Origin of the sequence: Mediterraneibacter sp. 210702-DFI.3.120 (assembly GCF_020561005.1) — a bacterium.
Lineage (GTDB): Bacteria > Bacillota > Clostridia > Lachnospirales > Lachnospiraceae > Mediterraneibacter > Mediterraneibacter faecis.
Map to the genome: position 1 here is coordinate 59,311 of NZ_JAJCNG010000005.1, position 14,144 is coordinate 73,454.

13 protein-coding genes are annotated in these 14,144 nt (G+C 40.0%); 4 read left to right on the top strand and 9 right to left on the bottom strand.

What is annotated here, in order from left to right:
- Positions 1-4 precede the first annotated feature (4 nt).
- From ligA to LI162_RS04335, 6 genes are read right to left on the bottom strand one after another with little or no spacing between them, the layout of a single operon-like run.
- Complete coding sequence (gene ligA / locus LI162_RS04310) at positions 5-1,963, bottom strand: NAD-dependent DNA ligase LigA (protein WP_227155867.1); 1,959 nt, start codon at positions 1,961-1,963, stop codon at positions 5-7.
- 23 nt (positions 1,964-1,986) lie between these two features.
- Positions 1,987-2,787 (bottom strand): 23S rRNA pseudouridine(2604) synthase RluF, encoded by an 801-nt coding sequence (gene rluF, locus LI162_RS04315; RefSeq protein WP_227155839.1) that lies wholly within the window; start codon positions 2,785-2,787, stop codon positions 1,987-1,989.
- A complete protein-coding gene (locus LI162_RS04320; RefSeq protein ID WP_227155841.1) occupies positions 2,780-3,934 on the bottom strand; it encodes a DHHW family protein in 1,155 nt (384 codons plus the stop codon). Before LI162_RS04320 ends, rluF begins: the two co-directional genes overlap by 8 nt.
- A 21-nt stretch (positions 3,935-3,955) precedes the next feature.
- Positions 3,956-5,365: an MBOAT family O-acyltransferase gene (locus LI162_RS04325; RefSeq protein WP_227155843.1), complete on the bottom strand. Its 1,410-nt coding sequence runs from the start codon at positions 5,363-5,365 to the stop codon at positions 3,956-3,958.
- 17 nt (positions 5,366-5,382) lie between these two features.
- Positions 5,383-5,868, bottom strand: a complete 486-nt coding sequence (locus tag LI162_RS04330; RefSeq protein ID WP_227155844.1) for a DUF4358 domain-containing protein — start codon at positions 5,866-5,868, stop codon at positions 5,383-5,385.
- Positions 5,865-6,620: a GDSL-type esterase/lipase family protein gene (locus tag LI162_RS04335; RefSeq protein WP_227155846.1), complete on the bottom strand. Its 756-nt coding sequence runs from the start codon at positions 6,618-6,620 to the stop codon at positions 5,865-5,867. Before LI162_RS04335 ends, LI162_RS04330 begins: the two co-directional genes overlap by 4 nt.
- A gap of 244 nt (positions 6,621-6,864) precedes the next feature.
- On the opposite strand from LI162_RS04335, the gene LI162_RS04340 reads away from it, so the two are divergent.
- Positions 6,865-7,350 carry a DUF5721 family protein gene (locus LI162_RS04340; RefSeq protein WP_117498644.1) on the top strand — a complete coding sequence of 162 codons (486 nt, stop codon included), beginning with the start codon at positions 6,865-6,867 and terminating at the stop codon, positions 7,348-7,350.
- 141 nt (positions 7,351-7,491) lie between these two features.
- Here the strand turns inward: LI162_RS04340 and htpG are convergent, their stop codons facing one another.
- From htpG to LI162_RS04355, 3 genes are all read right to left on the bottom strand, one after another.
- Positions 7,492-9,546, bottom strand: coding sequence for a molecular chaperone HtpG (gene htpG / locus LI162_RS04345; protein ID WP_227155848.1), 2,055 nt, complete (start codon positions 9,544-9,546; stop codon positions 7,492-7,494).
- A 215-nt stretch (positions 9,547-9,761) separates the two neighbouring features.
- Positions 9,762-10,280 carry a peptidylprolyl isomerase gene (locus tag LI162_RS04350; protein WP_117498648.1) on the bottom strand — a complete coding sequence of 173 codons (519 nt, stop codon included), beginning with the start codon at positions 10,278-10,280 and terminating at the stop codon, positions 9,762-9,764.
- Between the two features lie 110 nt (positions 10,281-10,390).
- Positions 10,391-10,999: a hypothetical protein gene (locus LI162_RS04355; protein WP_117498652.1), complete on the bottom strand. Its 609-nt coding sequence runs from the start codon at positions 10,997-10,999 to the stop codon at positions 10,391-10,393.
- Between the two features lie 309 nt (positions 11,000-11,308).
- On the opposite strand from LI162_RS04355, the gene LI162_RS04360 reads away from it, so the two are divergent.
- The 3 genes from LI162_RS04360 to LI162_RS04370 all read left to right on the top strand — a co-directional run bounded on the left by LI162_RS04360 (position 11,309) and on the right by LI162_RS04370 (position 14,089).
- Positions 11,309-12,421 carry an ABC transporter ATP-binding protein gene (locus tag LI162_RS04360; protein WP_020437293.1) on the top strand — a complete coding sequence of 371 codons (1,113 nt, stop codon included), beginning with the start codon at positions 11,309-11,311 and terminating at the stop codon, positions 12,419-12,421.
- Between the two features lie 96 nt (positions 12,422-12,517).
- Entirely contained in the window at positions 12,518-13,453 is a 936-nt protein-coding gene (locus LI162_RS04365; protein ID WP_055147667.1) for a PucR family transcriptional regulator, read from the top strand.
- 135 nt (positions 13,454-13,588) lie between these two features.
- Positions 13,589-14,089 carry a hypothetical protein gene (locus LI162_RS04370; RefSeq protein ID WP_020435849.1) on the top strand — a complete coding sequence of 167 codons (501 nt, stop codon included), beginning with the start codon at positions 13,589-13,591 and terminating at the stop codon, positions 14,087-14,089.
- The last annotated feature ends 55 nt before the right edge of the window (positions 14,090-14,144 follow it).

A 14,144-nucleotide genomic window follows, 5' to 3' on the forward strand; every position in this document is an offset into this window, starting at 1 on the left:
TTCTTTACAGCATTTCCAGAAAATCTTTTTCTGAAATAATTGGAACTCCGAGATCTCTTGCCTTTTTATTTTTTGAAGATGTGGAATTTACGTCATTGTTGATCAAATAATTTGTCTTTGATGTGACACTTCCCGTCACCTTACCGCCACGTTTTTCAATCTCAGCCTTTACCTCTGCACGATTTGCAAAATGTTCAACACTTCCGGTAATAACAAAGTTCACTCCGGCAAATTTCTGACTGTCTTCTGTTACTTCCGCTTCTTCTAATTCCACTTCGTCAAGAAGTCGCTTATAGATTTCCTGATGCTCTTCCTCTTTAAAATAATCTACATAGCTTTTCGCCATGACTGCTCCGACACCCTGGATCTCAACCAGTTCTGCCTCTTCTGCCTGAAGCACGCGTTGCGAATCATTTCCAAGTGCCCGGCAGATTACCTTAGCATTCGCACTTCCGATTCCCGGGATTCCGAGACCATAAACCAGTCTTGCAAGTGTTGTCTTTCTTGCCTTTTCAATACTGCTCTGCAGTTTCAGGAAAGATTTTTCGCCAAAGCCATCCATTGTCATGATCTCATCTCTGTAGTTATCAAGATGGAAGAGATCTGTAAAGTCTTTTACATAACCGTGGAAAATGAATTTCTCCAGTGTCGCCTCTGAAAGGCCTTCAATATTCATCGCATCTCTGCTCACAAAAAGTGCAAAGGACTTCACATGCTTTGCCTGACACTTCGGATTGGTACAATACAGCGTTTTTGTCTCATTTTCCATAGAGATTTTCGTCTCACCTCCACAGACCGGACAAACTTTTGGAATATCTTTCACTCCGCTTCTTGTCAGATTCTCCGCAATCTGCGGAATGATCATGTTCGCCTTGTATACCTGGATCTCATCTCCAACACCAAGTTCAAGTTCTTCCATGATGCTGATATTATGGACGCTTGCACGGCTGACTGTCGTTCCTTCAAGCTCTACCGGCTCAAAAACCGCCACCGGATTGATCAGACCTGTTCGTGACGGACTCCACTCAATCTCAAGCAGCTTTGTATTGCGGATCTCATCTGCCCATTTGAAGGCAAAGGAATCTCTTGGGAACTTCGCTGTTGTTCCAAGTGACTGTCCGTAAGCAATATCATCATACACAAGCACAAGACCGTCCGATGGAACTTCTTTGTGCTCAATCTCACGGGCAAACCATGCCACTTCCTCTTCAATCGTATCTCTTGTCACTTCATGGTTCTCTACAACATCAAATCCCTGGTTTTCAAGCCACTGCATCTGATATTTTCTTGAATTCTGAAAGTCCACGCCTTCTGCACGAACGAGTGTAAATGCGTAGAATCTTACATTTCTCTTTGCGGTGATTTCATTATTCAGCTGACGAACAGAACCGCTGCAAAGATTTCGTGGATTCTTATATTTCGCATCTACATCCTCAATCTCTTCATTAATCTTCTCGAAATCTTTATAGGAAATAACTGCCTCTCCTCGCAGTACAAGTTCTCCCTGATATGGAATCTTAAGCGGTACATTTTTAAATACTTTCGCATTGTTTGTAATGACCTCACCGATCACTCCGTTTCCTCTGGTGACTGCCTTCGCAAGTTCTCCGTTCTGATAGGTCAGAACAACAGTAAGTCCGTCCAGTTTCCAGGAGATTAAAGCCTTCTGGTTTCCCAAAAACTCTTTCAGTCTTTCCACATCTTTTGTTTTATCTAACGAAAGCATCGGACGCTCATGACGCTCTTTCGGAAGCTCACTGAGTACTTCATATCCAACATTTACAGTCGGACTGTTTGCCATTCTCGTGCCAAGCTTCTCTTCCAACTCCTGCAGTTCATCATAGAGCTTGTCATACTCGTAGTTGCTCATGATCTCTGTATTTTCCTGCTCATAAGAACGTCTCGCTCTGTTCAGAAGTTCCACCAGTTCTCGCATGTGATTCATTTCTTTCTGCTCATCCATCATCACTTCTTCCCTTTCCCATGTCACGTTCTATTATCTTGTGTTGCTGCCCACTGTTCCTGATATTTTCCACCGGGCAATGCAGAAGAATCTTTCAGCTGATCATATAATTCGTTCAATTCCTGATCTGTTAGTTTTCTGTACTGTCCATCCTTCAATCCATCCAGTGTGATATTCATCACGCGGACGCGTAAAAGATCCTTCACTTCATATCCAAGAGTCTCACACATTCTGCGGATCTGACGGTTCAACCCCTGTGTCAGGATTATGGAAAATGTATATTTACCGATTTTTTTCACTGTACACGGACGTGTTACGGTATCAAGAATCGGAACTCCTGCTGCCATCTTCTTTAAGAAGTCTTCCGTAATCTCTTTATCAACAGTTACTTTATATTCTTTCTCATGTTTATTGGCTGCACGCATCATTTTATTGATGATATCACCGTTGTTCGTCATCAGAAGGAGTCCATGAGAATCCTTATCAAGTCGTCCGATATAAGTCACACGCACCGGATAATTCAGGAAACGGACAATGCTGTCCCTCTCTCTGCGTTCTTCTGTACAGACAATCCCGCGCGGCTTATTCACTGCCAGCACGATCATCTCGTCCTGTTTGGAAACGACTTTATTTCCAACTTTCACAACCTGTCCCGGCACGATACGCATACCGGTCTGCGCACGCTGTCCATCAACCGTCACGCGTCCAGTCTCAATGAGGCGGTCTGCCTCCCTTCTGGAACACACGCCCGCCTCGCTCAAATATTTATTCAGCCTTACCGGCTCACTCTTCTGTAAAAATTCTTCTTTGATTCGATTACTCAACTGCAAACACTCCACTTATATTATTGTCTTTGAAAAATGTATTTCCACTGTATAAAAACAGAACCTCTGAGATTCTGTAGGAATCCATAAGATCATTGATCGTTCCGCTGTAATATCTCGGATCCACAACTACGATTTCTCTGTAATACGGTGTCAGGAACGGGATAAATGAATTCGCAAAGGAGTCTTTCACGATCAATAGTTTCTCCTTGCTTGTTGAAACTGTACGAATATCAAGTAAAGAATAATTGCCGCCCAAAAATACTGTATACTTGTCTTTTTCTTTCAGCGCAGAAGAATTATATAATGATGTTACACGTTTTCCTTCATCCACATAGTCTACAATCAGATCTGTATCTTCTTCTGTCGGAACATAGATGTCAATCTGTTCCTTCTCTTTCAGATTCATTCCGCTTTTTGATGCCAAAGAACCATTGAAACTGTCTGTCACTGCATAAGATACATATTTTCCTGACATATCATCTGTTATTCCCAAAGAAGGGGCTGCTGCCTGAAACGCATAAAATGCTCCAAGTGTTGTCCAGTGATGGTCCGTTTTGTAATAAATCTTTTCATTTGTGTGCTTGCTCAATTCTGTTGCTACATCGATCCATTCAACAGCATCTCCAAGATCCTTTTTCACCATACTGAACATCTGTGTCTGATCTTCTACTTTTGCGAACGCCGGAAGATCTTTTTCCAAAACATTCGCTGCATCTGGAACAAGCATCATTTTTACCGGAATATCACTCTGACTCTCTGCAAAAGACTTGATTGCCTTTAGATTCGCTGCCAGATGTTCTTTATCCGCCACCTCGATTTGTTCCATCAACTGTCCTTTTTTCCCTTTTAAAACGCCATTTTCCTGACGTCCACCGCCAATCTGATCCACAGCAACCTTCATCTTTCTCCAAAAGTCCCTGCCAACGAATTGATCTGTCATATAATTTTCAAACTTTTTCGTATAATCGCCATTCACGATACTGCTCCATTGCAACTTCGGCTTTGTTGTGAGCATACGATTCTCCATTTCAGATTTTGTCTTATCGGGTACGATTATGTTCACAAGCATGAACACAAACAAGATCAAAACGAACAAATTTCCAATCAGGGTTTCCCGCATACTTCTGTTTCTCTTATTTTTCATTCTTCCACCTTAATTCTCTTATCAAAATCTAAAATACAAAAATGGATTGTATGTACTTGTAATCAGATATGCGACAGAAACTGCCAACATTCCAAAAAATACAACAATTGTCACTGCTGTGCGTACAGCAGATTTTCTTGAACAATTCAATATCTTCTTCAACACCTTTCCGCCAACCGCTGTAGACGCAATGACAGCCAATAAGTAAAATAACCAATGCGTAAATATCACAAAGAATACTTCACGATCCACAAACCCGGCGCCTCCGCCGACCATTGCAAACAGATAACGGATTGCAGCTCCAAGACTTGGACTGAAAAAGAACACCCAGCCAACTAAAATCAGAACCAGCGCATACACATGTTGTAATGCTGCCGGCAGGCTGTCCACAATTGCTCCCCATACATATTTTTCAAAGACAAGAATCACTCCATAATATAATCCCCATACGATAAAGTTCCATGCTGCTCCATGCCACATTCCTGTCAGTGCCCATACGATCATCAAGTTTAAAATATTTCTTGATATCGTCACACGGTTTCCTCCAAGTGGAATGTACACATACTCGCGGAACCAGGAGCTCAGAGAAATATGCCATCTTCTCCAGAATTCTGTAACACTTTTTGACACATACGGAATATCAAAATTCTTCCTGAATTCAAATCCAAACATTCTTCCAAGTCCGATTGCCATATCAGAGTAACCACTGAAATCAAAATAAATCTGGAATGCATAGGTAATACATCCGAGCCATGCCATCAAAACAGTAAGATTACTTGTCGCTGTGGAAGTAATCTGTTCAAAAATCTCTCCCATCGTATTGGCAAGGATGACTTTTTTTGCAAGCCCTACAATAAAGAGCATTGCTCCGTTTCCAAGTTTCCTCGCAGATATTTTTCTGGATGAAAGCTGTTCTTCGATTTCTTCATAACAAACGATTGGTCCTGCGATCAACTGTGGAAACAAAGATACATACAATGCAAAATCCACAAGACTATGCTGTGCTTTTACCTTTCCTCTGTAAACATCAATAATATAGGAAAGTTCCTGAAATGTGTAAAATGAAATTCCTATCGGCAATGCAAGTTCTCGATATGGAATATGAACCTGGAACAAACCATTGATGCTTTCCACAAAAAATCCAAAATACTTAAAAAATACCAGTAAAAGAATATTTACCACAACTGCAAAAATCAGACTTCTCTTCGCTTTCGCCTCATTCTCGCTGTTGTTTTCGATATCCATTCCGCAAAAATAATTCAGCAGAATACTCAACACCATTAATATAATATAAACCGGTTCTCCCCATGCATAGAAAAACAAGCTTCCAATCAAAAGCAGTCCATTCTTTAACCGGAATGGTGCAATATAATATACCGCCAACATAATTGGCAAAAACAAAAACAAAAATGTAATACTACTGAATAACATCTTGTATTCCTTTCCCCCTATAAACTTTTATCAAAAGTGTTTCTATACTTAGAAGCATCTGATGATACCGCATAAAAAATGTATTTTCCTCTGACACTAAGCTGTGCATCTTCTAACAGCTTCACTTCTTCTGGAAGATACCCCTCGAAATCCTCCATCCGCTGTGCTTTTCTCTTCTCGATTGCATCTGTTACAGCATCTGTCTGTGATTCATTTTTTACCTGTATCAGAAGTACTTCCGCTGCTGATACACTCGATGGAGAAGCATAGTACATCACGCCCTGATAGTCTGCGCTGTTCAATCCGAAATTCTTTTTCAACATCCGTTCATCCATCTTTGTCAATTCATCACTATTCAACACACTGCTAACTGCCTTCTCTACTTCTGAAAAAGCTCGCTTGCTTCCACTTGCATAAACCATCAGCATAATCAAATACAAAATAATAAACACAAGTATGACATACTTCATCCCGGCAATTATTTTCTGTCTTTTATCTGTCATAATGTAGCTACCTCCGACATTTTCTCAGCCCAGATTGGATAGAACTCCGCCTTAAAATGGATTCCATCCGGCTCGTAATACTCGTCTTTCACCAGATCGGAGCTGTCAAGATACCCTACTTGCAGCTTTTCGCACAAAGCTTCAATTGCTTTATTGTATTCCGCAATATTAGCAAATGCCGGTTCTTTCTGAAGTGCTTTATCCTGCACTGGAAACATCGCATTCACAAAAATATGTGCATCCGGTATCGATTTCTGTATCTTTTTGATTATAGACGAGTATTCTTTAATAAATGTATCCTGATCTGCTTCTATATCATTATTTCCATAATTAAGGAAAATTACTTGCGGATCAAGCTGCCTTGCCTGCTCAATCTGTTCATCTACTTCATTAAAGTTAATTCCAACTTTTGCCACTACACTGGAAGAATTTAATACATCATACTCCTCAAATGCCTCCGTGATAGAATCTCCCATCACAACCACTCCGGAAAAACGTTCTTTCAGACTTCTCGTATCTTTTCCATCCACGATAAAATCCTGTCTCTCTGCCTGTTTGATCTTCTGTTCTATCGTCTTCGCATCTGCAGATTCTTTGCTCTTAATATATTCAATCCCCTTACTTGTGTCTACTGATTTCTTCGTCAAATGACTGACACCCTGTACTGTCAAAAGTACTGCTGTTACAATCGCAACACCTGCAATCCCCACTCGGATACTGCGTTGTCTTTTTCTATCGTTTTTTTTCTTCATAACATTCTATTCTTTCTGATTTTTATCTAAAAATGTACCTGCAAAAAGCTTGTTTTTTATTATATTTATCAATTTGCATACCGATATAATCATACTTTTTTTAGACTTAAAAGTCAATGAAAATGCATCTTGTGCGTTTAATTCTACACTTGTATCTTATTCTGTCTTCTAGTACAATAATGAATAGACTGTTACAATCTATAAGTTCTAGTAATTGTTAATACTGCGGAGGTATCTGATTTATATGATTTCACTGACTTTAACAAATGTAAAAAGCTTCATGTCTCACCTTCTGTTAAAAGAGACCTTTGACAATTTCTCTTTTATTGAAGGAGAGATTATTACGTTTAATACCTTTCGGATTGACGGGTATATGCAGAAAGATTTCTTTGATTCCGAAGAAGAGATTCCGGAATATTCTCTTTGGAAAAATCTGCGTGAATTTTGTTTTTCCTTAATTAAAGGAAAGAAAACACCGCTCGGTTTTCATTTTGTCTTCAGCCTGAATTCAAAGAATATTTCCCGTCTGATTGAACAGAAAGAACTGGGACTTAATCCTGCTGACGTGCAGGGACTATATTTGAATATACGTTACGATGGAACTCATCTCACCTGCGTGACAGGAACTTCCTTCAAGAGTTTTATGATGGATAAGACCCTGGAACGCGAATGGGATGAGATGGTAAAGAAGTTCTTTTTAAAAAAAGAGATTGAATTTGAGTTGATGTAAATTTAAAAATCCATTAGCAATGTGTGCCGCAAGGCGCACATAATAACAGCCGCCTCACGGTCAAATAATCGTGAAGCGGCTGAACTTATTACTGCCAATGATGAGAAACTCATAGAACATGTTTCTCATCATTTTACTTTATTATTTTGTCAGAAGCATCATAATATCATTGCTTCTCTTAACGAATGCTGTCATCTCTTCCGGACTTAATGGCTTATGAGCAAGCATTGCAAGGTCATACAGCTGTTTGCAGATGATTGACACGTTCTCGCTGTCTTTGTTCGTTACAAGGAACTGAACAAGTGGATGGTTAGCATTGAGTACCAGTGTTGCCTGGCTTCCGAACATGGATGCATCCATGCCGCCCATACCATACATCTTCATCATCTCCTGCATTCTTCTGTTTTCCTCAGAAAGAACTGCCATAGATGCTACATTCTCATCTTTGAGCTTTTCAACTTTAACATCAAGCTTCTCATTGCCAAGCTCTTTGCGGAAGATTTCAACAAGGCTGTCTGTTGTCTTCTGGAATTCTTCCTTCTCATCTTCTGCAACTTCATCCTTCAGAGAATCATGTACATCTGCATCAATTCTCAAGAACTGAACTTCCTGATGTTTCTGCTCAAGGTATGTGATAAATGCAGAATCAATGTTATGTGTCAGAATGATCGCATCCTGTCCCTGGGCCTTGAACATGTTGATGTACTGGCTCTGCTGCACTTCATCTGTTACATAGAAGATTCTTGTCTTCTCTTCTTCCTTCGCATCTGCGTCCTTAGACTCTTCTGCGTCTGTTTTTGTTTCTTCTGCCTTAGCTTCCTCTGTCTTGGCTGCATCAGCTTCTTCGCCTTTGGCTTCTTTGATGATATCTTCGAGAGTCATGTATTTATGATCAAGATTCTTGTAAAGCATAGAATTCTTCATCTTCTCACCGAATTTCTCATCCTTCAGGCAGCCGAACTTGATGAATGGACTGATGTCATCCCAATATTTCTCATAGTTCTCACGGTCTGTCTTGAACATTCCATTCAGCTTGTCAGCAACCTTCTTGGAAATGTAATCAGCAACTTTATTTACAAATCCGTCGTTCTGCAGTGCACTACGTGATACGTTCAACGGCAGATCTGGACAGTCGATCACTCCCTTAAGTACCATAAGGAACTCTGGGATTACTTCTTTAATATTATCTGCGATAAATACCTGGTTATTGTAAAGTTTAATCTTTCCTTCGATGGAATCATACTCTGTATTGATCTTCGGGAAGTAAAGGATTCCCTTTAAGTTAAACGGATAATCCATGTTCAGGTGGATCCAGAACAGTGGCTCTTTGTAATCCATGAACACCTTGCGGTAAAAGTCAATATAGTCTTCCTTTGTACACTCACTTGGATTCTTTGTCCAAAGCGGGTGTGTATCACTGATAGATACCGGACGTCTTACAATCTTCGCTTTCTGCTTCGGCTCGCCCTCTTCGCCTTCCTTTGGTTCCTCTGTAATATGCTCTACTACAGTATCTGTATCAAGAACATCTGCCTCATCGATTGTATCGTACTCCGGCTCTGCATTTGCCTTGGAGAGGAAGATCTCTACCGGCATGAAAGAACAATATCTCTCAAGCACTTCTCTTGCACGGTACTCGTTTGCAAATTCAAGACTATCCTCATTCAGGAACAGTGTGATCTCACTTCCAACTGTTGTCTTATTTCCTTCCTGCATCTCATACTCTGTACCGCCCTGACTTGCCCAGTGTACCGGCTTTGCGCCTTCTTTATAAGAAAGAGTATCAATCTGAACTTCGTCTGCTACCATGAATGCAGAATAGAATCCAAGTCCGAAGTGTCCAATCATCTCATCGTCTGTTGTCTTATCTTTATATTTCTCAAGGAACTGTGTTGCACCTGAAAATGCGATCTGAGTGATATACTCCTCTACTTCTTCTGCTGTCATACCAAGTCCGTTATCGATAAACTTCATTGTCTTCTCTTCTGGATTGACAATTACTTCAATCTTCGGTTTATAATCTTCCGGGAGTTCATATTCTCCCATCATGTCCAGCTTTTTCAACTTAGTGATCGCATCACATCCGTTGGATACGAGTTCACGTACAAAGATATCATGATCGGAATAAACCCATTTCTTGATAATAGGAAAAATGTTTTCGCTGTCAATTGATAAAGTACCTTTTTTAACTGCCATTTTACTGCACTCCTTTTTATTTATAATCTATCCGTAACTGCTCAGTTACGTTTCTTTTAATATCGGCTGTCAATCAGCTTTTTCGCTGATATCGATAGTATATTTGCTTGCCTAATGGACATTCTAGTACAGCAAAATTTAAAAGTCAATAGAAAATTAGCACTCCTTTTGAAAGAGTGCTAATAATTTCGTTAAAAGTATAAAGTTTTTATGAACTATACTGTTTCCGGCTCCGGATAATCCTCTCCGAATGTCTCAACAGTAACTTTCTTCATTATCTGTTTCTCAAGCGGGCGGTCGCTGTAGTCTGTTGCTGTCTCAGCAATCTTATTCACTACATCCATTCCTTCTGTGATCTTACCAAATGCAGCATAAGCTCCGTCAAGGTGTGGTGCTTTCTTATGCATAATGAAGAACTGGCTTCCTGCTGAATCCGGATGCATTGCACGTGCCATAGAAAGAACTCCTGCATCATGTACAAGGTTGTTCGCCACACCATTCTGTGCAAACTCTCCTTTGATTGAATATCCAGGACCACCGATTCCTGTTCCTTCCGGATCTCCTCCCTGGATCATGAATCCACTGATTACGCGGTGGAAGATCAATCCGTCATAGAATCCTTTCTTTACAAGTGACACAAAATTGTTCACTGTATTCGGTGCTACTTCCGGATACAGTTCTGCTTTCATGATATCGCCATTTTCCATTTCAAATGTAACTACTGGATTTGCCATGTTTAATTCCTCTTTTCCATAGATTTAATGACTCTATTGTAGCGGATTTATCTAAGAACTTCAAGATACATCTATTATTTCAAACGTTCTCGGTAAAAATACGTTACTGTTCAAAGATTTCTGTAAACAGTAATCCCTATCAATCCGCCTTTTTCCTTGTACCCAGTATTCCACAGTTCCTTCAGTGAAAATGTTGTTGCTTCCCCGTAAGTCGCCACTTTGATCAGAAGATCATCTGCTGTCTCTTCATATCCGATACATAAAAACCAGTGCCATACAAAATCAGCAAATTTCTTGTCTTTATGACGCAACATCAGATATGGAACCGGCGTTCCTTCATTGATTTTCTTCTTAATGAATACTGCTGCTTCTCTTGCTGTATGTTCACCGGAAAATTCTTTGAATTCCACCTTTTCTCCTATATCTTCCAGATACTTTCCAAAGCCTTCTGTGTACATCCACAACTTGTTCACCCCACTCATTCTTGGGCGAAGATATGGTTTCATTTTCATGGAAAACTGAATATAATCTTCTTTACTCAGATTCTCTGCATCAAAAGGATACAGGTTCTTCTTTCCTTTATATTTTGCAAAATAGATACAGCAGTCACACGCTGTTGCCGCAGCGCATCCGCCGATGTGCATCACCACATTGCGGAACCAGTCCTGATTGCCGCCTACTTCTCCGTCTATCATAAAATAATCCAGAATCTGTTTCATTTCTGTTGTTCTTCCTCTCTGTAAAAAATCTTGTTTTATCTCTTATCATTCGGTCCGTTATTATTTTACAAGCTGCATTTCTACTGTCATTTCCTACTGATCTGTACATATTAACTGTAATTATAACCTCATATGGTTGAAATGTACACTTTCCCCTCCTTTTTTTAGTCACTCGTGACATTGTTGATTTTCGTGCCTAACGCTATACTAAGTACATAAGTTAAACAAACCAAAATCAACTACCAATTAAAAAACAAAACCAAATTTAGTCAAACAAGTAAAAAATAATCATTTAAGGAGGCACTTATAATGGCAAGTTTATCTCTTCAGGGAATTCAGAAAATTTATCCTAACGGATTTCACGCAGTAAAAGATTTCAATCTTGAAATCGCTGACAAGGAGTTCATCATCTTCGTAGGACCATCAGGATGTGGTAAATCTACAACACTTCGTATGATCGCTGGTCTGGAGGATATCTCTGGCGGTACACTTAAGATCGATGGAAAAGTAATGAACGATGTAGAGCCAAAGGATCGTGATATTGCAATGGTATTCCAGAACTACGCTCTGTATCCACATATGACAGTATATGATAACATGGCTTTCGGACTGAAACTTCGTAAAGTTCCGAAAGATGAGATTGATAAGAAGGTTCGTGAGGCTGCCAAGATTCTTGACCTTGACAAACTGCTTGATCGTAAACCGAAGGCTCTTTCCGGTGGACAGAGACAGCGTGTTGCTATGGGACGTGCTATCGTTCGTAATCCTAAGGTATTCCTTATGGATGAGCCACTTTCCAACCTGGATGCTAAACTGAGAGTTCAGATGCGTATCGAGATTTCCAAGCTTCATGAGAATCTGGGTGCTACAATCATCTACGTAACACATGACCAGACAGAGGCTATGACACTTGGAACAAGAATCGTTGTTATGAAAGACGGAGTTGTTCAGCAGGTAGATACACCACAGGCACTTTACAATACACCATGCAACCTGTTCGTAGCAGGATTCATCGGATCACCTCAGATGAACTTCATGGATGCAAAATGTACAATTAAGGGAAATGATGTTACTCTTACAGTTGGAAAACATGTTCTTAAGGTACCGGCTTCTAAGAAGCAGGCACTGATTGATGGCGGATATGACGGAAAGACAGTTGTTCTTGGTATTCGTCCGGAAGATGTACATGACTCACAGGCATTTATCAGTAACTCTCCTGACAGCGTAATTGAGTCTACAATCAAAGTTTACGAGCTGCTTGGAGCAGAAGTATTCCTGTACTTCGATGTTGAGGGAACTCAGTTGACAGCACGTGTTAACCCACGTACAACACTCAGAACTGGAGATCATGCAGTATTTGCACTTGATATGGAAAAGATTCATCTCTTTGACAAAGACACAGAGTTGACTATTACAAACTAATCCTTTACAATTAAACTAAACACGGAGGGGGCTGTACTTTTCTCGGAAGGTGCAGCCTTTCTTCCATCTATTATTATTTTATTTACGGAGATTACTATGGCTAATACATCCGAACTTGAAAAAGGACTCAATGAATTAAAACGTTTGACCGGAATCACACTTGCAGTGACTGCCAAAGATTCTGAACAGGAGCAGATGGCCCTGGAACAGATTCGCTGTCTCTGCCTTGCCTACCGGGAAAAATATAATAAAAATGATTTTCTTATGGGACTAATGACCGGCGGTGTTCCTTCCTACGATGTACAGCAGCGTGCCGCACGGCTCCACATTGCACCGGAAGAAAATCGAATTCTCTTTTTGATTGAAATGAAAGAACCTGACGAGATTGTTGCAGAGATCCTTAAAAATCTGTTTCCTTCTCAGACAAAAGCTTATATCATTCCTGTTTCAAAAGAGCGACTGGCTGTATTATATCCATTTCATGAGACAAAGGATTCCAAAGATTCTGCTGATGAACATGCAAGACATCTGGCTCATGCGATTGTTGACACGCTGAATGCGGAAGCTCTTGCACATGTTCAGGTTTCTTTTAGTCAGATGATTCCTTCTCTTTTGGAATTATCCGGGGCTTTTCGTGAAGCAAGTCTTGCACTGAAAGTTGGAAAACTTTTCTATCCGGAACAGACTGTCTTTCCATACAATGAACTGGGGATTGGCCGCCTGATTTATCAGCTTCCTGTTTCACTGTGCGAAAGCTTTCTCCAGGAAGTTTTCTTAGACAAGATTCCGGACAAGCTGGATGATGAGACACTCCTGACGATCAACCGTTTCCTTCAGAATAATCTGAACATTGCTGAGACTTCACGCCAGCTTCATATGCACCGTAACACGCTGATCTATCGTCTGGAACAGATTGAAAAGCGTACCGGACTTGACTTAAGGCAATTCGAAGATGCAATGACATTTAAGATTGCAACAATGGTCATGAACTATCTTCATGCTGAAAAAGAAAAAAATTGCACTGAGGTGTAAAATGCTTGCATTTTTAAGACTGTTTTTGAAATTTTATTTGGCGGATACGCCACACCGACGAAATGCGTAGCATTTTGGAGGTTGACTCTGAACAGTTACTATAATATATAATATATAAGAAAGGACTTATAACTTATGAATGACGCATTATGTGAACATATTGTAGCTAGAAAATCAAAACCAATGGATTTTGTTATCCGTGTTCTTATTATTGTTGTGATCGTTGCAATCGCAATCGGAGGAATGCCATTTCTTGGATTCTTTGCTTTTGCTCTTGCAGCAATCCTGGCTTTACTTGCTTATTATTTTGCATTTCCACTCTTAAATGTGGAGTATGAATATTCCCTTCTGAATCACGATCTGGATATTGATGCAATTTACAGCAAAGAGAAAAGAAAATCCAAAATAAACCTGGATATTCAGAATGCTGAGATTATTGCACCAAAAGGATCTCATCGACTGGATTCTTATCATCCGGAAACAACTTGCGACTTTTCATCCGGAAATGCAAATGCAAAGGTTTTCGCAATCATGATCCCAATCAATCAGAAAATGACTTGTGTTTATATTGAACCTGATGAAAAGATGATTGAACATATGAAACAATGGATGGGAATGAAGATGTTCGTAGATTAATATTGAATGTTTGTTTCTAACTCAGGCAAGTACCACAATCAGTAACTACTAATTG